Below are 25792 nucleotides of genomic sequence, written 5' to 3'. Positions count from 1 at the left end.
TGAGCTATCAAAAAGGTGAAGGTGAATATATGTCATGTGAATGTAAAACCAGACTCCCAATAAAGAACATTTTTTACCATATAGTAACAATAATCTTCTTGAAAAGCCATATATTTCTATGGTAAAATTTAGCAAGAAATATGTGTAACTAATTAAATAGGTCAGATAGAGATCATCAATTTGGAGGAGAGATATGTATACGAATCAATTTCAGACATTGATCGATGTCATCCGCGACAGAAGCAAAAGAACAGATCGGGGTATTAGTTTTATTGATTCTGACAAAATGGAAATTTTCATGTCGTATCATCAATTATTTCATGAAGCCAAAGGTTACTTGGGTTATTTGCAAGAAATCGGCATCAAACCCGGGCAGGAAATTATTTTTCAGATTCAGGAAAACAAACGTTTCTTAGTCGCATTCTGGGCATGTTTATTAGGGGGTATGATCCCCGTACCTGTAAGTGTGGGTGAAGACGAAGAACAAAATTTGAAAGTATGTCGTATCTGGGATTTGTTACATGATCCCTTTATGATTGCATCTGAAAAGGTGCTCGCTAAGATGAAAAAATTCGCTCTGGAACATGAACTGCCGGATTTTCACCGTCAGCTGGAGAAGAGAGCAGAAATAATACATGACAAGGAATACGAGTATGAGGCTGTTCAATATAACGAGCCCAAGCCGGAAGATCTGGCATTTATTCAATTTTCGTCCGGGTCAACCGGTGATCCGAAAGGGGTTATGCTTACTCACCGAAATTTGATATACAATGCATGTGCTGCAATCAATTGCGCGAAGATCAGTTCGAGCGACAGTTTCCTCTCCTGGATGCCCCTCACCCATGATATGGGTTTGATTGGATTCCACCTCGTTCCACTCGTGGCAGGTATTCATCAGTATCTGATCCCAACGGAATTATTTATTCGAAAACCGATTTTATGGATGAAAAAAGTAAATCAACATAAAGCCACCGTACTCTCCTCTCCTAACTTTGGTTATAAGTATTTTTTGAATTTCTTTCGCGAGGACAAGGCCGAGGGATGGGATTTGTCATGTGTCCGAGTCATCTATAACGGGGCCGAGCCCATATTACCAGAGGTTTGTCATGAATTCCTGAATGTATTATCAGCCTATCAGTTGAAGAAAACAGCAATGTTTACCGTATACGGATTAGCAGAAGCTTCAGTGGCCGTCTCCTTTCCTCAGGTAGAGCAACAATTCACTGCGGTATATGTCCACCGGGATCATCTGAACTTCGGTGAGCAAGTCATCGAAGTAGAGAAAAATGCCGAGCACGCGGCATCGTTTGTTGTCGTTGGTCAGGCTGTTGATTATTGTCATGTGCGAATATGTGATGAGGAAATGAACCCGGTTCCGGATTATGTTATCGGTAAAATACAAATTCGGGGAGATAACGTTACCCAAGGATACTACAATAATTCGATGGCAACCGAGAATCTGCTCACTCGCGATGGGTGGGTGAATACAGGGGATATGGGTTTTACCATGAACGGTACACTTGTGGTCACTGGACGGGAGAAAGACATTATTTTCATCAATGGTAAAAATATATATCCTCATGACATCGAACGTGTAGCCACTCAATTGGATGAGATTGAGCTTGGCAGAATTGCCGCTTGTGGTGTATATGATTCGAATAGTCAGAGTGAAGAAATTGTTGTGTTTGTCGTTTATAAAAAAAAGCTCGAACTTTTTCTGCCGCTGGTTAGAGACATAAAAAAACACCTCTATATCCATGGAGGCTGGAGTGTCAAGGAAGTACTTCCCATTAAAAAGCTGCCCAAAACAACAAGTGGGAAAATCCAGCGTTATCAGTTAGCGAAGCAATATGAGGCAGGGAAATTTTCAATAGAAGCTGCATTCATCCAGGAAGCTCTCGTGAATGACAAGGGAAGAGAAAAGGCTCCTGTTTCCGTTCAAGTGCTGGAGCGTGAATTGATAACCCTGGTTTCGGAAGTACTGGTCGGGAAGAAGATTAAACTTGAGGATAGTTACTTCGATATGGGTGCAACCTCATTGCAGCTGGCCCAGATTGCTGAACGCATAGAAGAAAAATATGGGGAAGAGCTGGCCGTTACGGACCTCTTTGCCTATCCCTCGATAACCGATTTAGCAAAATATTTGGCGGATGGCCGAATAGAAAACAAAAGAGTCGATGCCATACAGGAGCATCAGCCCGCATCCAATGATATAGCCATCATCGGTATGTCGATGAATTTTCCCGGAGCCTCCAATGCAAATGAGTTTTGGCGGGTACTGGAAGAGGGCAAGCACTGCATTCGGACTTATCCTGAACGTCGGGTAAAAGATGCAGTGGACTATGTGCAGTCCATTCGCAGTGAAATGCAAGAGACGCAATGGATCAAGGGCGGTTACCTGGATCAAATTGATGAATTTGATCATTCATTTTTTGGCTTGACCCCGAGAACTGCTCAATTTATGGACCCGAACCAACGAATGTTCCTGCAAACGGCATGGCATACGATTGAAGATGCGGGATATGCAGGCGCAGGAATCAATGGAAGTCATGTAGGTGTGTATGTGGGTTATTCCAAAGTCGGATATGATTACGAACGGCTTATTACAGCAAGTTATCCTTCAGAGATCAAAAATTATATCATTGGAAATTTACCATCTGTACTGGCGAGCAGAATTGCATACTTTTTAAATTTGAAAGGCCCGGCACTAACGATTGATACGGCTTGCTCCTCCTCGCTTGTTGCAGTTCATATGGCATGTAAGGGCTTGCTTGCAGGAGATTGTGAAATGGCGATTGCAGGCGGCATTCGAACCGCCTTGTTACCGATCAGTATCGGACTGGATATGGAATCTCCAGATGCATTGACAAGAACGTTTAGTGAGGATGCCAACGGCACGGGATTTGGCGAAGGTGTTGGAGCGGTTATGCTGAAGCCATTGCAGCGAGCCAAGGAGGACGGCGACTATATCTATGGCGTAATTAAGGGAAGTGCGATTAATCAGGATGGCAAAACGGTGGGAATTACGGCACCTAACCCGGAGTCACAGACCAATGTCATTGAACAGGCATGGAAAGAAGCCGGTATCTCTCCGGATACACTTCACTTTATCGAAGCACATGGAACAGGGACCAAATTAGGTGATCCTGTTGAATTTAATGCGTTACGTAAAGCGTTTGAAAAACATACGGATCGCAAACAATTTTGCGCGATCGGCTCTGCCAAGACCAACATCGGACATAGTTTTGAAGCGGCGGGCATAGCCGGATTAATTAAATCGGTTCTCATGCTGCAGCATCGAATGATTCCGCCATTGGTTCACTTTGAAAGCCCTAATCCTGCTTTGAAATTTGAAGCTTCTCCTTTTTATGTGAATCAGGAGTTGATGGATCTGAATGAGGAGGATCGACCTTTACGGTGCGGTGTCAGTTCTTTTGGCTTCAGCGGTACCAACGCGCATGTGGTTCTCGAAGAATATGTTCCATCCAAAACCGTACACAAAACTTCGGATCAAGAGCCTCATCTGTTTGTGTTATCTGCTGTGAATGAACGGGCACTGAACGACCTGGTCAGCATGTATTTTCAGTTTATCAGGGAGAATCGTGATGTTAGCATTCAACAGATCTGTTATACAGCAAGCAGGGGAAGAGCCAGTCTTGATTATCGGCTCGCGATCGTAATTACGAGCGTAGAGGAACTGTATGAACAATTGGAACAAATCGCTCAAGGAGAAAGCAAGCTGACAGATGTTTATTTTGGCTATGCCCAAAAAGACAGAACACTTGTTTTCGATCATCTCTATGCCCTGCCAAAAACAGAATCATTACGTTCATTCGGAGAAATGTTTACACGAGGGGCAGTAATTGATTGGGAGAGATTCTATGATGGCGAAATCATCTCCAAAATCCCGTTACCTTTATATCCATTTGAACAGAAGAGGTGTTGGATCGAAGTCAAACAACCGATACCTGCGGAGCATAGGGCAGAAAGGAGAGAGGTTCAAATGCAGCAAAATACAAATGATGTGCAGTTGAAAATCAAGACAAGCATCAGCCGTGCATCCGGTCTGAAGCTGGAAGAGTTAGATGAACATGTCCACTTTCTGCAGATGGGGCTGGACTCCATCATTCTTGTGCAAATCCAGAAAGAAATATCAGACTCGTTTGGCTTGCATATTCCGATGGAGATGTTTTTTGAGACCCTTACGAACATCAACTCTTTAGTGCAATATGTATCAGAAAATATAAAGAATATGGATATATCTACACACAGTGATGATATGCCAGAGCAGGAGCAATCTGAAAAACGACCTCTTGCATCCGTTCAGCATTCGAATCCGGTCAAACCATCAGCCAATTCGGAGCAAATTGTTCTGTCTGCCATTCAACTGATGGAATCCCAATTAAAAAGCCTGAATTTTCTTTTGGGTGAGCAAACTGCTGTTCAAGCGACGTCTTTGCAACTACAACAGCATGAACATAACGAAGTTAATGAAGTTAAAGAACGTAGAGAAGTGCCACCAAAAGAGAATGAACACATTGAAAACGATAAAGCCCATGGAAAAAGTGAAGAAAATGGAACGGAAAAGGTCACATCTGATTCCGGCTCCGGGGAAATCAAGCCTTTTATACCGTACCAATCACTGAAAATTCAAGAAGAAAGTGAATTCTCAGCGCTGCAGAACCAGTATATTGAACAATTTATAGCAAAGTATGCTGCTAAAACGAAAGGTTCCAAGCTAAAAACAGACCAAACCCGTTACGTGCACGCCAACAATCGCAATGTCGCTGGATTTCGTTCTTACTGGAAGGAAATGGTATACCCTATTGTTGCGACACGCTCTGACGGGTCCAGAATATGGGATATCGATGGGAACGAATATCTGGATTTGACGATGGGGTTTGGTGTGAATCTGTTTGGTCATAATCCATCGTTTATCCAACATGTAATGGCCGACAGCATTCAAGGGCAGATGCCTCCATTAGGTCCAATGTCAGACTTGGCAGGAGATGTGGCAGAGAAAATTTCAGAGCTGACGGGTGTAGAGCGTGTCGCATTTTATAATTCAGGGACAGAGGCTGTCATGGTTGCGCTGCGTTTGGCTAGGGCGGCAACAGGGCGTTCCAAGGTTGTTTTATTTTCCGGCTCCTATCATGGCACACATGATGGGGTGCTAGGCGTAGCGAATCCCGGGAATGCATTATCTACTGCACTGCCCATGGCTCCTGGTATTGTGAACAGCTTTATGGATGATTTGATTATTCTGAATTATAACCATCCGCAATCACTCGAGATGATTCGCAGTATCGGGCATGAATTGGCTGCTGTGCTTGTTGAGCCGGTGCAAAGTCGGAGACCGGATGTTCAACCAACACAGTTTTTGCAAGAGCTAAGAGAGCTGACTACTCAATCGGGCACTGCGCTTATTTTTGACGAAGTCATTACCGGATTTAGAATCGGGTTGGGCGGAGCACAGGAATGGTTTGGCGTTCAGGCCGATCTGGTTACCTATGGAAAAGTGGTTGGCGGCGGGCTGCCCATTGGCATCGTTGCAGGTAAGGCTCGATTTATGAACGCCGTAGATGGAGGAACTTGGAGTTTCGGTGACTCATCGTACCCTTCAGACGCAGATAAGAAAACCTTTGTTGGCGGAACGTTCTGCACACATCCTCTTACCATGCGGGTGACGTTAAGGGTGTTGCAGCATCTTCAAGCGGAAGCAGGAACCTTATATCAGGAATTAAATGAAAAAACAGCTGTTCTTGTAAACGAATTAAATGAGTTTTTTAAAACATCCAATGTACCTATGCAGATGGTGAACTTCGGATCGCTATTCCGATTTATTTCCTTTGGGGATATGGAATTGTTTTTCTACCATTTAATCTATAAAGGTTTATATATTTGGGAGGGTCGCAACTGTTTTATATCGGCTGCCCATTCCATAGAGGACATGAATACAATCATCCGGATTGTGAAAGAGACAATCTGTGAGCTGCAGGCGTTGGGCTTTATTCCTGGTGCTTCGCCTGTTATGGAAGTTCCGCTGTCTTTGGAGCAAAAACAATTATTACTAACTACACTTCACGGTGAAGATGCAAATGCCGCATTAAATCAGAGTGTTATTTTAAAAATGAAAGGCCATATGAACCCGTCCGCCCTGGAACAGGCTGTGAATCAGATGGTAGAGCGTCATGAAGCTCTGCGAACCGTCATTCATGCAGATCGTGAAACACAGGAGATTAAACAGGTCATGGAATTTCAGTGCACTTGGCTGGATTTCTCCATGTATGTAGGCGAGAAACAGGAACAGGAAATTTCCCAATGGTTATCTGCCAATGCGAGTGAAGCATTCAACCTGCAATCAGACGAACCTTTGTTTAGGATTAGTTTGCTTAAACAGGCAGCGAATCAATATGTTATGGTGCTGACCTTTCATCATATCATTGCCGACGGCTGGTCGGTGGCTCTATTCATTCAGGAGCTGGAACAGATCTATTCTGCTCTTGTTCGCGAGGTTCCGGTTCAATTGCCTGAAGCCATTCCATTCCGGGAATATTTGACCTGGCAGCGGCTTGAACATGCAAAGGGAGCGTTTGCCGAAGGAATTCAGTTCTGGAAAGATCAATTTTCCTTGTCGTTTCCGAGCATCACCTTGCCAACGATGCAGTCCAATGACTTGCAAAAGGGATATTCAGGTGAACGATATTCCATCAAGCTGGATCAGCAATTAACAGCAGCCTTGCGTTCCTTGAGTATAAGGAACAAAAACAGTTTGTTTGTGACGATGTTTGCAGCATTCCATTTATATTTGCATCAACTCACAGGTCAATCCATGCTTGTTATTGGAGTGCCTGTAGCGGGTCAGTCGCATATGGGCAAAAATGAGCTGATGGGCAACTGTGTGAATATTGTACCTGTGCATTACGCCGTGTTGACGGAGCAGTCTGTTTCAGACCATATTGTTCAGCTCAAGGAGACGCTTGCTCTTGTCATGAAACATCAGCAAGTGCCATTAACGATCGTATCCGAGCAGCTTGCACCTATGCATGCACCGGAGACCCGCATTTTATTTAATATGGACAGAACGATTCATTATCTCCAATTCGAAAAGTTGGAGACAGAGTTCATGTCGTATCCGATCAAACATATTTCATATGATTTATTTCTCAATATTACGGATGTTAACCATGAATTGTACCTTGATTTTGATTACAATACCGATCTGATCGGGCATGAGATGATGACGTTGTGGTCCGAAGGATTCAAGGCATTGCTGCAAAATATGGTGAGCCATCCTGAAGCAGAAATTTCGTCGTTGACTTTATTTTCAGAGCAACAACAGATGCGATTGCATGAATTGTACAGTCTATATCAAACAGAGCGTGTTGCTGCCGTTAGGCGTACGGCCGAGTTTGTGCATCCTGCTAATGATATTGAGCGAGAGCTGGCGCGGATCTGGGAGGACGTATTGTCCGTGGAGCAGGTGGGCAGGAATGATCACTTCTTTGATCTCGGGGGAAACTCGCTCCAGGCAACAATCATGCTTTCCAAGGTGCATCAGCAGTTTCAACAATATATTTCCATCGTTCAATTATTCAGAAATAAACACCTGAAGGAGCTTGCCAGTCTGATTACAGGCGAGAACGTCAGCGCCGTCGTTCCGATTAAACCTGTGGACATCAAGGAGTTTTACGAGACTTCTTCTGCACAACAACGAATCTATTTTCTGGATCAATTGGAGCCGAACAGTGTGTTCCAGAATATGTGCGGTCATCTCACAGTCAGAGGACGTATCGATGAAGCTGGTTTGATTGATGCATTAGAAAAGATTGTGCAGCGTCACGAAGCTTTTCGTACAAGTTTTCATCTGATCGATGGAGAGCTTTACCAAACGATTGCCCCGTCTATTGATTTTCAGGCGAAACGATTGGAGCTAAGCCATGATTCATTTGAACAGCATGTCAAGGCGTTTAGCAGACCATTTGATTGCTCACAGGCTCCATTAATACGTGCCGAATTCATTCGTGTAGACGCGGATCATGCCGAGATTCTCATTGAAATGCATCATATTATATCGGACGGTTATTCCGTTGGTATTCTGGCGAATGAACTTATCGATGCATATGACGGGCGAAGCGTGCCGGAAATCAAGGTGGACTACAAAGACTTTGCCGCTTGGCAGAAAGACTACGTGTCGGGTGAGGGCTATAAACAGCAGGAGAAATACTGGCTGGATCAATTCAGCGGGGAGATACCGATACTGAATCTGCCTACAGATTATGCTCGAACACCACACTTGACTTCGGCTGGATCAAGACTGTCATTTGTTCTGGATCAGCATTTGAAGCAATCCCTGGAGAGGCTTGCCAAACAGACAGGAACTACACTGTTTATGGTGTTGCTGGCCGCGTATAAATTGCTGCTTCACAGATATACTGCGCAAGAGGACATTATTGTAGGAACGCCAACATCCGGAAGAAATCATCCTGATGTCGAGCATATGATCGGTGTCTTTATTCAGACAGTAGCCATTCGATCACAGCCTGCCGGGAATAAGCCGTTTCGATCCTATCTCGAAGAGATTAAACATCAATCTCTTGATGCTTTAGCTAACCAGGACTATCTGTTTGACAATCTTGTAGAGAAATTAAATGCACAGCGTGAGACGACAGGAATGGCACTTTTTAATACGATGTACATTTTCCATAATACGGCGTTGAACCAAAGGCAGGAAAAGGACTGCAGCTTCAAAGTGAGAGAAATCAACGTCGGCGTATCATTGTATGATCTGATGTTTATCGTTGAAGATGATAACGAATGTCTGGAGATGCACTTGAATTACAAGACGGAACTATTTGCACAGAGCACCATCGAGCGAATGAAAACACATCTGCTCCATATTCTCAGAGACATTGTAATCCAACCGGAAGTTACATTGTCCGATATTCAGATGTTATCTGAACAGGAGCAGAACGTTCTTTTACATGATTTTAACGCTAGCTCAATCGACTACTCCCGTGATCAGACTATTCAGGAGCGTTTCGAGGCACAGGTAGAACGGACACCTGACCAATTGGCCATTGGTTATGGGGATCAGCGATTAACGTATCGTCGATTAAATGAACGGGCGAATCAGCTGGCGCATACGCTAAGAGCTGAAGGTGTGTGTGCGGATCAACTTGTAGGCATTATGACAGATCGCTCCATTGACATGATCGTTGGCATTTTTGGCATTTTAAAAGCAGGCGGGGCGTATGTGCCGCTTGATCCGGATTCTCCTGAAGAGCGTATTCAGCATATTTTGCTTGATTCAGGAGCAACGTTGCTCGTCACACAAAAACACCTCAAACATAAGGTGTGCTTCGATGGCAAGATAATGGATTTAAACGATGAAAAAACGTATGCGGCCAATCTCTCCAACTTGAAACGTGAAGAGGCTTCCGTGGGTTCCATGCAGCTGGCTTATGTCATCTATACCTCCGGTACAACGGGCACGCCTAAAGGTGTGATGATAGAACACGCTCAGGTTCAACATCTGGTTACATCACTGTATAACCAGGTCATTGATAATCCGCATAACGGCTTACATGTTGCTTTACTGGCACCCTACTATTTCGATGCATCGGTCAAGCAGATTTTCGGGGCGTTATTATCTGGACATGCCTTGTTTGTTGTGGATCAGGAGACGGTAGGGGATGGACAAGAACTAATGAATTATTACAAAAGGAATCAAATTGATGTGACCGACGGTACACCTGCACATCTGAAACTGCTTTCCAGGGCAAAAGACGTTCAAGGGATATCGTTAAAATATATGCTTGTTGGCGGAGAAGCTCTTTCCCGGCAAAGTGTCGCTGAATTCACCGCTTTGTTCTCTCTTCACCACATGACACCACCAACGATAGTGAATGTATATGGTCCGACCGAGTGTTGTGTCGATGCTGCGACCTACCGTATCGTTCAGGAGGAGCTAGACATAGAAAACGGACGAGATGTTCTGCCGATTGGTCGAACCTTAGGAAATAACCGCCTGTATGTATTGAACAAATATGAACAAGTTCAGCCTGTGGGTGTTGCAGGGGAGTTATGTATTTCCGGCGACGGGGTAGGCAGAGGATATTTGAACCTGCCTGAGCTGACAGCCGAGAAATTCGTGCGTGATCCCTTTGTTCAAGGCGTGACCATGTATAAGACAGGGGATATGGCGAGATGGCTGCCGGATGGCAATATCGAGTACTTGGGACGTATGGATCATCAGATCAAGATTCGCGGCTATCGGATCGAGGTGGGAGAAGTTGAAGCGGCATTGTTACATGTGCCGGGTGTGAAAGAAGTGATCGTTATTGCTCATGAGCATGAAAACGGAGATAAATCCCTATGCGCTTACTTTACGTCGGATATCACACAGACCGTTGGAGAGTTGAAACAAATGCTTTCCACCAGGCTGCCCGATTATATGGTTCCAGCCTACTTTATTCAGCTCGATCATATGCCTTTGACATCCAACGGGAAAATTAACCGTCGTTCACTTCCGTTACCGCAACAAAACATACAGACGGGAAATGAATATATCGAAGCCCGAACATCTATGGAGAAAACGTTGCTGCCCATTTGGCAAGATGTACTTGGCGTAAACAAAATTGGTGTTAAAGACAGTTTCTTTGATATTGGAGGCAACTCCTTACGTGCAACAAAGCTGGCGTATAAAATCAATCAAAGCCTGAATATTCGTATGTCCGTAAGAAATGTCTTCGAATGGCAGACGATGGAACAGATGGCTCAATTCATTGATCAGATGGAGAAGAAGCAGGCTAACCTGTCCATCCCTCAAGCGCAGAAAAAGGAATACTATCCTCTATCTTCTGCACAGATGAGAATGTACATCATGGGCATCAAAGCCGGTGAGGAACTCACGTACAACATGTCGGGCATGTTTATGATGGAGGGCGCGCTGGATCGGACGCGATTGGAAGAAGCCTTCGGGCAGTTAGTGAAACGTCATGAATCTCTGCGGACTGCCTTCAAAGTCATTCAAGGAGAACCCAAACAAATCATATATCCTGAAGTGAAGTTTGCCATTGAATCCATTCGGGCAACGGAAGAAGAGGTGCAAGACCAGATACAACAGTTTATTCGTACCTTTGATCTGGGACAAGCGCCGCTGATGCGAGCTGGGCTGGTTGAACTTCGACAGGATTTCCATATATTGCTGGTCGATCTGCACCATATCATCGCAGACGGACTATCTGTGCAGATGTTAATGACCGAACTTGGCCAGTTATATCGCGGAGACAAGCTCTCTCCTCTTCGAATTCAATACAAGGATTATGCCGAGTGGCAGCAATTCCAACTTCAAAGTGACTGGATGAAAAAGCAGGAGCAGTATTGGCTCGGGGTTTTCAGTGAGCAGATGCCACTGCTGGAATTGCCGACAGATTATGAAAGACCTGAAACGCTGAGTTATGCGGGAGACCTGTTGGAAATTGCTGTTGAGGATAACATCGTTGCAGGCTTGAGAAAATTGGAGGCACTGACAGGAACAACATTATATATGATTCTGCTCGCTGCTTATACCATTCTGTTGTCTAAATATAGCGGACAAGAGGACATCGTTGTGGGGTTGCCGATTGCGGGAAGGACACATGCGGAGCTGGAGCCGGTCATGGGCATGTTTGTGAACACACTGGCTGTTCGAAATCAGCCTGCAGCGGATAAAACATTTGCAACGTATCTGCTGGAAGTTAAAGAACATATGCTGAACGCCTATGAGAATCAGGACTATCCGTTTGAGGAATTGATCAAGAAAATGGAGCTAACGAAGGACGCGCGAAGAAACCCGTTGTTTGACACTATGCTTGTCTTGCAAAATACAGGTCCGTCAGAGATGCACATGGATGGCCTTACCTGTGTACCTTGCGCTCCAAACAATCATGTATCCAAGTTTGATTTAACGCTGTATGTTACTGAATCGGATCACCATCTCGATGCCGCTTTTGAGTACAGTGCGGTCTTGTTTGAGAGAACAACAGTTGAAAGCATGTCACAGAACCTGTTGCTAATTTTGACAACGATATGCCGCGAGCCTCATATAGAAATCAATCAAATCAAATTGGCTGAGGAAAACCAGAATAAGGAGCTGCTCACTGATCTGATTGAGATGGATTTTTTCTAAATGAACCTAAAATACAAATAGTGATCGGGGTGCCGTATGTCTATTTTCAAAGAACAGGAATTGTATTGGGCAAGCCGATTTGAAGATGATGATGTTCTTGTTCATCTGCCCTATTGCAAGATTGATTCCAGACATGCAGACGAAAGACACCATCTGGATTATATTTATAAGCCAATGTCAGCCGAAGTATGCAAACAGATCAAGTCCATTTCCAGAAACGTGCCAATGGCAATCTACACGATATTATTAAACGGAGTTCAATGTCTGTTATACAAATACACCAATGAAACCAAAATGATTATGGGCATGAGAGCGATCGAAGAGAAGAAGAGTGATCTCTCACTCTCAAACAAGGTTCTGCTCCTGAAAAATCATATGGATGCTACGATGTCCTTTAAATCTGCATTTAATCAAATGAAGGTCAGTTTCAGTGAAGCTGTCCAGCATCAACAAATTCCTTTCAGAAAAATGGTTGAACGATTAAATATTCAGTACGATACGAACCACGTACCTATGATCCATACGTTGGTTTCATTGGGGGAAGCACATAATCTCCCTGCAACTAACGTTAGAGCAGCGACCATGTTCCATTTTGTTCTGGAAAATGAGGCGGTTTGTTTGAAATTAGTCTATGATGCAGAGCGTTATGATCGAGATTATATGATCCAGGCTTCAGAACATCTTGATCAATTATTGGCCATCATGCTGAACCGGCCCGATCTGGAGATAAGTCAAGTCGAAATGCTGTCAGCATCTCAACGAAACAAGCTGTTATTTGATTTTAACGATACAAGGGTGGAGTATCCGCAACATAAAGCAATGCATCAATTATTTGAAGAACAGGTAGAGCGGACGCCGGATCATCCCGCCGTGATATTTGAGAATAGGTCGTTGACGTACAGAGAATTAAATCAACAATCTAATAAGCTAGCCCGGACTCTTCAAGATAAAGGGGTGCAGACGGGACAATTCGTTGGAATTATGGCGGAGCGCTCGCTGGAGATGATTGTAGGATTATTCGGTATTCTGAAAGCCGGGGGAGCTTACGTTCCTATCGATCCGGAATATCCGGCAGATCGTATTCAGTTTATCCTTGAGGATTCAAATGCGGCCTGGTTGCTGCATCACGGTCATATACAGAAGCCTGGAAAATATGCAGGGACGACTGTCCTTCTCGATGCTGAGGCCCATTGCAATAACAGTCATTTGAATATAGAGCACCCCGTCCATGCGGATGACCTGGCTTATATGATCTATACTTCAGGAACAACAGGCAACCCCAAAGGTGTCATGATTGAACACGCCAGCATTGTGAATTCCTTGCAATGGAAATCGGATTTTTATCGTTTTAGCGGAGAAGACCGGGTATTAATGCTGAATCCCTTTGTGTTTGATTCATTCATTACTCATTTTTTTGGCCCGATCATCTCAGGATCGACTGTGTATTTGTTAAACCGTCAACAGTGTAAAGATGCGGTGGCGATCAATTCAATAATCAAAAATCAGGAAATTACGCACATTCAAAGTCCGCCCAGCTTCTTGATGACCCTCTTGGAACAAGCAGAAGCAGAGGATTGGGCTTCGATCAAAAATGTGGTTGCTGCGGGAGAGAAGATTGTGCCTTCGTTAATACAACGATTGAACCGAATCAATCCACGGATCGAAGTGTGCAACGAGTACGGTCCGACTGAAAACAGTGTGGTATCCACCATTCTTTCGATTAACTCCACGGAGCAACATATCTCTATTGGTAAGCCAATTGCAAACAATCGAGTCTACATTTTAGGTGAACATCATGAACTGCAACCTGTTGGCGTACAGGGGGAATTATGTGTAGCGGGGCCAGGGCTCGCCAGAGGATACTTGAATCGTCCTGATCTGACGGCAGAGAGGTTCGTCGATGATCCATTTGTGCCGGGAGCGAGAATGTACAAGACGGGTGACTTTGCAAGATGGCTGCCTGATGGAAATGTTGAATACATCGGAAGAATGGACCATCAAGAGAAAATTCGTGGATATCGGATTGAACTTGGTGAAGTAGAGGCTGCCCTTTTAAATATAACCGGGATTCAAGAGGCGGTCGTAATCGCCATAGAGGACGAAACAGGAACAAAGCAATTATGTGCATATGTTGTAGGAGGGGACGCAATAACTGTTGCAGAGCTGCGAGAAGGGCTGTCCCGTCAACTGCCAAATTACATGATCCCGTCCTATTTTGTACAACTGGATCAGATGCCGCTGACGTCCAATGGAAAGACAGATCGTAAGGCACTGCCTTCACCCAAAGATCATATGCTGAAAGGCACGGAGTATGAAGCGCCGAGGACAATCATGGAACAACAGCTGGCATCGATCTGGGAAGCTGTACTGGGGGTACAGAATGTTGGACTCCTGGATAATTTCTTTGAGCTGGGCGGGGATTCAATTAAATCCATTCAGGTTTCCTCGAGGTTATACCAGGCAGGTTATCAGGTACAGATGGATCATTTGTTTAAGAACCCGACCATTGCAAGCCTGATTCCCTATGTTCAGCCTGTAAGCACAATGTCAGAGCAGGGAACCGTTACAGGCAAAGTGCTGCTGACTCCGATCCAGCATTGGTTTTTTGATCAATACCAGGTGGACATCCATCACTATAATCAGTCCATTATGCTGCATCGGCCGGAAGGTTTTCAAGAGACCATACTTTGCCGCGTGTTTGATAAAATGGTTGAGCATCATGATGCGCTTCGCATAGTTTATCATCGTACGGAACAAGGTTATGAGGCGTGGAATCAAGGGCTTGAATCACAAAAATCATTCTATACATTGGAAGTGATGGACTTCAAGTCGTCAGCAGATCCGTCTTTTCAAATTGCGCAGAAAGCAAATGAACTTCAGCGCAGTTTAAGCTTGGAGCAGGGCCCTTTGATGAGGCTGTGTGTGTTTCAATGCGCAGACGGTGATCATCTGTTGATTGTCATTCATCATATGGTGATCGACGGGGTTTCATGGCGAATTTTGATCGAAGACCTGTCGAAGAGTTATGAGCAATTCAGTCATGGAAAAGAAATTCAACTGCCCCAGAAAACGGCTTCGTTTCAATTATGGGCAGAGCAGCTCCAGTTGTATGCGGACAGTGACGTCATAAAACAGGAGTTGCACTACTGGAGTGAAATGGAACAAGCCTGCTTTAAGCCATTGCCGACGGATTTCCAAACGAATGATGCACTGGAAAAAGACAGCGAAGAAATAACGATGGAATGGACGGTAAAGGAGACACAGCAATTATTGAAACATGCCAACCGTGCTTATAACACGGAGATTAATGATCTGCTGCTTAGCGCATTAGGCATGTCGATTTGTCAATGGACAGGCATGGAAGAGGTTCTTGTCAATCTGGAGGCACATGGCAGAGAAGACATTATGCCGAATCTTGATCTTACACGAACGGTTGGATGGTTTACGAGTCAATACCCGGTTGTGCTTGACATGAAAGGGATATCCCATTTAGCTCAGGTTATCAAGACAAACAAAGAAATCCTTCGCAGTATCCCGAAAAAAGGGATTGGATATGGGGTGTTAAGATATATAAGCACACATGGCAAAGAGGCGCCGCTGACGCTGAATCCTGAAATTAGTTTTAATTATTTGGGACAATTTGATCAGGACCTCCAGCATAGCGGAATGCAAATCTCTCCTTATTCAGGCGGAGCAGAATCGAGCGGGGATCACCGAAGAAATGTGCTTATTGATGTCAATGCAATGATTGTGGAAGGGAGGTTGTCATTGTCATGGAAGTATAGCCGCACTCAATTTCGAAAAGAAACGATGGAGCGAGTGTCGGTTTATTTCAAAAATCATGTGAATGAATTAATGAAGCATTGCATGATCAAAGAGAAGCCGGAATTAACACCAAGTGACCTGTCCATAAAAGGCATGACCATCGAAGAGTTGGAAGGGCTGGTTCGCGAAGCTGAACCTATTGGTGAAATTGAAGATATATATGCGCTGTCGCCAATGCAAAATGGCATGCTCTTCCATAATATGCTTCATTCAGGTTCTGAAGCTTATGTGCTTCAAACGACGCTGGATCTTCATGGATTGTTGGATGTGGACGCTTTTGCGAGAAGTCTGGATCAACTGATCGAACGGAATGCGATTCTCAGAACGAATTTTCACAGCCGATGGAAACACGGCCCCCTGCAGATCGTTTATCGTCATAAGCCAAACGGGCTTTACTATGAAGATTTGCGTGATATGAAGGAAGAGGATCGTTATGGCTACGTGGCGGCGTATACAACGAAAGATAAAACGAAAGGCTTTGATTTATCCAAGGATGCATTGATGCGGATATCGATTTTGCAAACGCATGATCGAACCTATCGTTTTATTTGGAATTATCATCATATTTTGATGGATGGCTGGTGTCTTTCTCTGGTGATCCAGGAGCTGTTCGACGGTTATTTTGCCATTCTGGAACAACGAAAACGGGAGCAACAAGCCGTTACGCCTTACAAACATTATATCGAATGGCTGGATAAACAAGATCATGAAGCATCCCTGAAATACTGGAGTCATTATTTGCAGGGTTATGAGGAGCAAAATTCTTTGCCGAAAGAGCATGCCATTCCGAAAAGCAACGAATATCATTCCGAGAATCTGATCTGCACACTGAGTCAGGAACTAACCGAACGTATTACACAAGTTGCAAGCCAGAATCAGGTAACACTGAACACATTCATGCAGACTGCCTGGGGAATGCTGTTGCAGAAATACAACAGCAGCCAGGATGTTGTGTTCGGGAGTGTGGTATCAGGCAGACCTGCCGCGATTGCCGGGGTTGAACGCATGATCGGCCTGTTTATCAACACCATCCCTGTTCGGATTCAATCGCAAGGAAACGAGACATTTTCTTCGATCATGAAGCGGAATCAGGAGCAAGCTGTCGCTTCGCACCTGCATGAAACTTTTCCGTTATATGAGATTCAAGCGGAGACCAAACAAAAGCAAAACTTAATCGATCACATTCTTATATTTGAGAATTATCCTGTACAAGGCATTACAGAACAGTTCGGGGACCAGGAGGAGATATCTCTTCGAATTACAAATGTAGAAGCAGATGAACAAACCAATTACGATTTTAACCTGATTATCAAACCAGGCCAAGCGCTGAAATGCATGTTCTATTACAATGCCAATGTTTATGATCGGGCAGGTATAGAACGGATTCAAGGTCATTTGATTCAACTGTTGCAGCAGGTGGTCAACAACCCTCATGTTCCGATCAATGATATAGACCTGATGACAGCACAGGAGAAAGCGCAAATTCTGGTATCGTTCAATGACACGAAGGCTGAATATCCAATAGACAAAACAATTCATGGACTGTTTGAGGAGCAGGTGGAACGAACTCCTGAACAGGTAGCTGTTGTATTTGAAGGTCAGGAGCTGACCTATCAGACACTGAACAGAAAAGCGAATCAATTGGCAAGAACATTGCATGCCAAAGGAGTTCAACAGGATCAGTTAGTCGGAATTATCGCTGATCGATCGTTAGATATGGTGGTGGGAATTGTTGCGATTTTGAAGGCGGGGGGTGCATATGTACCGATTGACCCTGAATATCCTGAGGATCGTGTAAACTATATGCTTGCGGATTCGGGTATACATGTATTGCTGCTGCAAAGCCATCTGCAAGAACGCATTTCTTTTGCAGGAGAAATTATCTGCCTCGATGATCTGCACGCGTATCATAAAGAGGATTCCAACCTTGGAGTGACTGTGAGCCCGACAGGGCTGGCCTACGTCATTTATACCTCGGGAACGACAGGCAAACCCAAGGGCACATGCATTGAACATAAAAACGTAGTTCGATTGCTGTTTAACAGCCAGAACAGATTTGATTTTAAACCATCGGATACGTGGACGCTGTTCCATTCCTTCTGTTTTGATTTCTCGGTATGGGAAATGTACGGTGCATTGCTCTATGGCGGTAAACTGGTCATTGTTCCACAGATGACAGCCAGAAGCCCGCAGCAATTTCTGCAATTGTTAAGAGATGAGCAGGTCACCATATTGAATCAAACGCCAACGTATTTCTACCATCTCCTTCAGGAGGAGTTGGCGAGTCATGAACAAAGTCTGCATTTAAGGAAAGTGATATTTGGAGGGGAAGCTCTCAATCCGGCGTTATTAAAAAACTGGAGGGAGAAATATCCATTCATTCAGTTGATCAATATGTATGGCATAACGGAAACTACCGTTCATGTGACTTATAAGGAAATCACTGAAACTGAAATCGAGGCAGGAAAAAGCAATATTGGCAAACCGATCCCGACGCTGCAAACCTATATTTTGAACACACAGCAACAGCTGCAGCCGATTGGTGTTCAAGGAGAGTTGTATGTCGCAGGAGAGGGGCTGGCCAGAGGTTATCTGAATCGACCTGAGTTGACGGCAGAAAAGTTCGTGGAACATGCCTGGATCACGGAAGGAAAGCTGTACCGAACCGGAGATGCAGCAAGATGGCTGCCGGATGGAAATATTGAATATTTGGGACGGATCGATCATCAGGTGAAAATTCGGGGTTATCGCATCGAACTGGGAGAAGTGGAAACAGCTATTTTAAAAATGGATATGATCCAGGAAGCGGTTGTAATCGCCCATGAAAATGAGGATGGATCAAAGCAACTGTGCGCTTATTGGAAAGGAAGCAGCGCATTGACAGCCAGGGAAATCAGAGCGGCATTAGCTCACGAAATCCCGGATTACATGATCCCGTCGTATTTTGTTCAATTAGAACACATTCCGTTAACCTCCAATGGCAAGATTGACCGGAAGGCATTGCCTTCTCCACAAGAACGTGTAGATCAGGAAGCCGAATATGCGGCAGCACAAAGCCCGGTGGAGCAAGCGATCATCTCCGCCTGGGAAGCTGTGCTCGGAGTTCAGAAAATCAGCAGGTCGGATCATTTCTTTGAGCTTGGCGGAGATTCCATCAAATGTATTCAAGTGGCATCTCGTCTGCTCCAATCGGGTTATAAAGTGGAAATGAAACACTTTTTCACCTATCCAACCGTAGCGGAACTAAGTGAACATGTGACATCCGTGAGCACTCATTATGATCAAGGGGAAGTTACAGGAGAAGTCATGCTGACACCTGTTCAGCGCTGGTTCTTTGATCAGAACATGGTGGACGCGCATCATTACAATCAGGAAATGGTGTTTTTCCGCAAAGACCGGTTTGATATCGGATTTATTCACAGCATCATGAACAACATCGTCAAACAGCATGATGCGCTTCGCATCGTTTACCGTCAATCTCAGGAAGGCGGATACTCAGCATGGAACCGTGGAGCTGAAGAAGAAGGATTATACAGTCTGGACATTTTCGATCTGAAGAGCAGCGTCGATCCTGCAACCTTGGTCGGAATTAAAGCAAAAGAAATCCAGAGCAGCTTGGACCTGCATCACGGTCCTTTGATTAAACTTGGCTTGTTTCAATGTGCTGATGGTGATCACTTGCTCATGGCCATTCATCATTTGGTGATTGATGGGGTATCGTGGCGTATTTTATATGAAGATATTCAAACAGGACTTGAACAGTTCCTGAGGGGGGAGCAGATCCATCTTCCTCAGAAAACGACGTCGTTTAAACAGTGGGCAGAAGAATTATCAGCCTTTGCCGATCAGCCGGTGATGAAGCAAGAGTATTCCTACTGGCAGTCTGTGGAACAGGCTGAGCTAGCTCCGCTGCCTAAGGATATGGATTGTAGGCAGACGATCGGAAAAGACAGCGAGACGATTACCATACATTGGACAGCCGAGGAAACGGAGCAGTTATTAAAGCAGACTCATCATGCGTACAATACGGAGATTAATGATATATTGCTAACCGCTCTCGGAATGGCCGTTCATGATTGGACAGGTAAGGATAAAATGCTCGTAAACCTGGAAGGACACGGTAGAGAAAACATCCTTCCAGAGCTGGATATCACACGTACAGTGGGATGGTTTACGAGTATGTATCCGGTTATGATTAACATGGAAGCCGGGGCCAGCATATCCAGGAGAATCAAATCCGTCAAGGAAGGACTGCGTCAGATCCCGAGTAAAGGGATTGGTTATGGAATATTGAGGTACTTGTCACAGCAAGATGAGGGAGATAAATTAGTGAAAAATCCCGAAATCAGTTTTAATTATATGGGGCAAGTGAATCAGGATTCGAAGCAGGAGGGTATTCAATTTTCAACGTATTCCGGCGGACCTTCTGTCAGTGAAAACAACAAGAGGCCGTTTGTGCTTAATATCAATGGTATCGTCATAGAGGGAAGGCTCTCCCTGTCCATCAGTTATAGTCAGAAACAATATCAGCGGGAAACGATGGAACAACTGGCTTGTTATTATAAGGATAACCTTCGTAAAATAATGCAGCATTGCATAACTAAAGAACAACCTGAACTTACGCCAAGTGATCTTTCACTTAAGGCATTAACGATGGATCAATGGGATCAAATGGTGGAATATACCCGGAATATCGGTCAGATCGAGAATGTGTATCCACTGACTCCTTTGCAGAAGGAAATGCTGTACGAAAGTGAACGGAATCCCGTGTCGGGTGCGTACTTTGTACAAATCTTATTTGATATGCGCGGAGATTTGCACGTGGCATCTTTTGCAGCCAGTCTGGATCAGATCATGCAAAGACATGCGATATTAAGAACTAATTTTTACACTGGATTGCTGAACATTCCTCTGCAAATTGTGTATAAGGAGAAGGAATTTGAATTTAAAGTTGAGGATATAACAGACAAAAGTGAATTGCAGCGTCAAACGTATGTAGATCAATATATCGAGCAGGATCAGATCAGAGGATTTGACTTGCAGAAAGATTCGTTAATGCGGATGTCTGTAATCCGAACAGCCCGGGAGCAATATCGTGTCATCTGGAGTTTTCATCATATTTTGATGGATGGCTGGTGTATGTCGCTTATCAGTAAAGAGATATTTGAGAACTATTTTGCGATTCGGGAAAATCGAAAACCTGAAATGACTCTGTTGACCCCATATAGTCAATTCATTGAATGGTTGGAGCAGCAAAACAATGAAGCAGCAATAACTTACTGGAGTCACTATCTGGAAGGGTATGAGGGGCAAACGAGACTGCCTGGGGAAAAAACCAAACCGCAGCATGAAAGACAGGATTCCAGAACGCTGAATTGTCATCTGCATGAGGAACTTGTCCAGCAAATGAAACAGATTGCAGAGCAGCAGCAGGTGACCCTTCATACCTTTGTGCAAACCGCGTGGGGTGTATTGCTGCAGAAATACAATGACAGCAAAGATGTTGTATTCGGCAGTGTAGTATCGGGCAGACCTCCAGTCATTCCGGGGATTGAAAGCATGATCGGACTATTTATCAATGCCATTCCTGTTCGTATCCGGGCTGAGGGGGATGAATCCTTTATACAACTGATGAAAAGGGCCCAGGCACAAGCTGTGGATTCACACGCATATGATACGTACTCGTTATATGATATTCAAAATTTGACCAAGCAAAAACAGGCTTTGATTAACCATGTGGTCGTGTATCAGAATTTTCCGGTTCAGAATCAGCTGCGGGATTTGGGCCGAAAAGGTGAAAATCCGCTTGAAATTACGAATGTCGGGGGAACAGAACACAATAGTTTTGATTTTACTTTAATTGTTATACCCCATGAGCAAATGAAGATCATGTTAAAGTACAATGCCAAGGTGTATGATATCACCACGGTTGAACAGATTCAAAAACACTTTATTGCTATAATTAAACAAGTGGTAATGAAACCTGAAGTGCCTATCAACGAACTTGATTTGATGACATTACAGCGTTTGTAAAGCACGTCATCTTCCCAAACAGCTCTGGTTTTAATAAGCCGGTGGCTGTTTGGTTTTTTGCTTAAAGGGTGATTTTGTAAATCGGCTTTAAACAAAGGCTTCCTTCCAACCGATATATATTAAGTACGTCTTTATACGAAAAGAAGGAAAGGAGAGGATCACATTGGATATTGCAGCACTGTCAATGGGAATGAGCCAGGCTTCGGTGGCTCAGACGGCGAGCCTTCAAGTCATGTCAATGGCCAAAGATATGGCACAGCAGCAAGGTGAGCAGATGGTTGAGATGTTAAAATCCGTGCCGGCTCCACATCCCAACTTGGGCGGCAGCCTGGATATTTCCGTATAATCAGGCTCAGATTGCAGTACCGTGCAAGCGTTCCGGTTGTTATTGAATATGCAGCAAGCAAAAAACCTGTCCAGCTTCAATTCACAAGAATTGTGGCTGGACAGGGTTTGTTTTGTCACTGATGAGGTTGGTTCAATACATGTTCCGTTCTGGTCCGGCAATTAAAGTGAGCTGGATAAGTTCGGTGCAGGGCTCTCAAAAGGCAGTGTATCCTTCATTGTCCACAGCTCGTCATAACTGGAAACTTGCAGATCGGCGCGGGACAGATTCTGATTTCCTGAGCCTGGATTAAGATAGCCGATACAACGCATGCCCGCACTTTTCGCGGCCTGAACGCCGTTACGTGAATCTTCTATAACGATACAGCGTGCCGGTGATATGCCCATCTGCTCGGCTGCCGCAAGAAAAATATCCGGAGCCGGTTTGCCATGTTCAACCTCTTCGCCCGTCATGCGTAGTTCAAAGTACGGCGCCAATCCTGTTTTGTCCATAATCAGATCAATCAGGGCACGTGGGGATGAGGAAGCTACAGCAATGGGAATGCGCTGCTCATGCAGCCATTTTACCCAGCGTTCCACGCCAGATATAGCAACAAGCTCGGCGTGACCGAGCATTTTCTCCATCACATTGTGCTGATGATATGCAAGGATTTCATCCAGCGGTGCCTTGACCTTATATTTGCTAATGACTTGCTCCCACATGGATTCAAGCGTTACCCCGACAAATGAATGATGCTCCTGAACGGTAACGTCTGCACCGAAATAATCAAATGAACTCCGCTCAATCTCGAAATAGATCGGTTCACTGTCAATCAATACGCCATCCATATCAAAAATGACCGCTTGAATGGGCTCATATCCATCCTCATTGATCAAATTATCCTGCTGACGTCCACTCTCATGGTTTGCTGTCATGCTGCTTCCTCCTTCTGAATGATGTTCACCTGCATTCTATAATTCTAGTGTATCTGCTTTTGATTCAGCATTCCAGCCTTAGTCAGAGAATGGGAGAGGTTAATTTGATTGCAGCACAACCTTGATGGCGCTGGAAGAAGCCTGCAGCGTGCGCCCTTGAATATCACAACCAAGTGTGCGGAATGCTTCTTCATAATTCTCCAGAGGGAATGAATGTGTAATAATTTTTTTGGCAGGTATAATCTGCTGTTCGATCATGTAATGTGCTGTTGCAAATGTTCCAAGTGAATCGATGGAGCCGATGATTTTAAGACTGCGGTCCACCACTTCCTTCGGATTAAAGGAGGTCGTTCCATCTCGCAAACCAACCAGCATCAAATAGCCGCCGCTTGCGAGCTGGGATAACACCTGAGTGCCTACAACGCCAGTTGTATCCACAATCATATCCACTTGACCGGTTGAGGGAGCAATATCTGCAATCGCCTGTTCGAAGGAGGAATGAACCTGCCAGCGATCCGGTGCTATGGAGCCTGCAATGGCAAGACGTTCCTCCGAGATATCGACAAGACTTCCGGTTACCCCTTTGGAAGCAAGCGCGTAGCTGTACAAAATGCCAATCGGCCCGGCCCCGAGAATAATGGTTCGGAAATTCGGTAACAGATGAATCTGGTTGATACCTGTGAGCATACAGCTCAGCGGCTCGGTTAACGTAGCTTCTTCATAACTTACATGATCCTTTAATTTGTATAAAAAACGATCTTCTGTCACGTAATAATCCGTAAACGTCCCGTCTGCACTTACGCCCGTTTCTGTAACGGATTTATGCGTGCAGTGGTTCTGTCTGCCTGTTCTGCACATCTCGCATTGACCACAATAATACGTAGGATCAATGACGACGCGATCTCCCGGCTGAAGGTTGGTAACGGCTGAACCGACATCGATCACTTCACCTGCGGATTCATGGCCTAGAATAACGGAAGGGGCTGCATGATATTTTCCGCTCACAATGCCCAGATCGGTACCACATACACCGGTTGCTTTGATGCGGACAAGCACCTGGTTATCTCTGGTGATCTCGGGAACAGGCCGTTCCTCCAGCGCAACTTCCCATGCAGATTTATATACTAATGCAAGCATGATCAGACCTCCTAATGATTAATGATTGCTCGGTGCTAACTATGGGTTCGGTAAGATAAAAATGTTTAATGAACGCTTGCCAGAACCTTGTCCAATCGGTCAACAATCTCAACCAGCTCATCTTCCGTTGTGGTCAGGGACGGCCTTACTTTAACAACGTTGCCAAAGCCATAGCGTGAACTGCGCAGGATCAGGTGCTGGTCTGTAAAAGCACGGTCTATAATGGCGTTGGTCTTTGGCGTATCCGGTTCGTTCTGATCACCGACAATTTCCAGCCCCCACATCAGCCCGACACCGCGGGCTTCACCAATACTCGGGTATTTCTGCGCAAGCTCCTGCAGCAATCCTCCGAGTAACATGCCTTTACGTTTCACTGCATCGAGGAAACCGGGTTCTGAGACAACTTCAAGCGTGGATTTGGCTGCAGTAACCGAAATGAGATTGCTTCCTGAGGTGAAGGAGTGCTCGTGCTTCTCCAGCACGTTTAACCGGGATTGCATCAGCACAGCAGCCACGGGTACTCCGATGCCGCCCAAACCTTTGGCAAGGGTAATCATGTCGGGACGAATATCAAACAGCTCGCTGGCAAACATGGTGCCTGTCCGACCGATCCCGGTCTGGACTTCATCGGCAATCAGCAGCATGTTGTTCTCATCACATAACTTGCGCAGACGTTGGAAATATCCGAGCGGAGGCATGATGTTGCCGCCATTTCCGAGGATCGGTTCAATAATCATGCAGGCAACGGAGCCTGAGCTTGCGTAATCAATCGCATCTGATATCGCTTCAACACATTGATAGCCACATTCGCTGCTTTCGCTTTTGAACGGGCAACGGTAACAATACGGAGCGGGTACATGAACCGCATTGGCGGCAGAAGAGTTGGGGAAACGTTTGCGTCTGAAGGCATTACCCGAGATGCCTGTTGCAAATTGGGTCTGTCCATGGTGAGAGAGATACAGGCTGATAATATCCGTTGAGCCAGTATACTTTTGAGCTATTTTCGTTGCGCACTCATTGGCTGTGGACCCGGTAATATCCCGCATCCATCCGGTATTGATATCGTTAGGAGCGTATTCGACCAAGTGATCCAGCACCTCATTGACATAAGGTTCGGTGAAGGAGGAGGACATATGCGTAAGATTGCCGACCTGTTCCTGAATTTTACGGACTACATGCGGGTGATTATAACCCAGTGACAGATTAAACGTGCCCGAGACGCCGTCAAGGTATTCCACACCTGAATCGTCAATCAACTTAATCCCGTTTCCGACTGTAAAGCGGTTATTGGTTAAAGTCTGCATGCAATTTCCTCCAATATTTTGGTGTACAAGCTGGGTTAAACTATACGAATTTTTTCCGGAT

General features: G+C 44.9%; 6 protein-coding genes. 3 read left to right on the top strand and 3 right to left on the bottom strand.

Annotated elements, in window-relative coordinates; genetic code table 11:
• Positions 1–193 precede the first annotated feature (193 nt).
• The 3 genes from IEW26_RS00540 (at position 194) to IEW26_RS00530 (ending at position 22376) form a co-directional block, all read left to right on the top strand.
• The gene (locus tag IEW26_RS00540) at positions 194–12172 is read left to right on the top strand and encodes a non-ribosomal peptide synthetase (protein WP_188590965.1); all 11979 of its coding nucleotides are present in this window, start codon (positions 194–196) and stop codon (positions 12170–12172) included.
• 36 nt (positions 12173–12208) lie between these two features.
• Entirely contained in the window at positions 12209–22030 is a 9822-nt protein-coding gene (locus tag IEW26_RS00535) for a non-ribosomal peptide synthetase (protein WP_188590964.1), read from the top strand.
• Between the two features lie 163 nt (positions 22031–22193).
• Complete coding sequence (locus IEW26_RS00530; RefSeq protein ID WP_188590963.1) at positions 22194–22376, top strand: YjfB family protein; 183 nt, start codon at positions 22194–22196, stop codon at positions 22374–22376.
• A 161-nt stretch (positions 22377–22537) separates the two neighbouring features.
• Here IEW26_RS00530 and IEW26_RS00525 read toward each other — a convergent pair whose 3' ends face one another.
• The 3 genes from IEW26_RS00525 to IEW26_RS00515 form a co-directional block, all read right to left on the bottom strand.
• On the bottom strand, positions 22538–23290 hold the full coding sequence (locus IEW26_RS00525) for an HAD family hydrolase (protein ID WP_188590962.1): 753 nt from the start codon (positions 23288–23290) through the stop codon (positions 22538–22540).
• 99 nt (positions 23291–23389) lie between these two features.
• Complete coding sequence (locus tag IEW26_RS00520; RefSeq protein ID WP_188590961.1) at positions 23390–24427, bottom strand: zinc-dependent alcohol dehydrogenase; 1038 nt, start codon at positions 24425–24427, stop codon at positions 23390–23392.
• Between the two features lie 65 nt (positions 24428–24492).
• A complete protein-coding gene (locus IEW26_RS00515) occupies positions 24493–25731 on the bottom strand; it encodes an aspartate aminotransferase family protein (RefSeq protein WP_188590960.1) in 1239 nt (412 codons plus the stop codon).
• Positions 25732–25792 lie beyond the last annotated feature (61 nt).

Origin of the sequence: Paenibacillus silvae, from assembly GCF_014639235.1 — a bacterium.
GTDB classification, from domain to species: Bacteria; Bacillota; Bacilli; order Paenibacillales; family Paenibacillaceae; genus Paenibacillus; species Paenibacillus silvae.
This window is presented reverse-complemented; position numbering and strand designations above follow the sequence as displayed.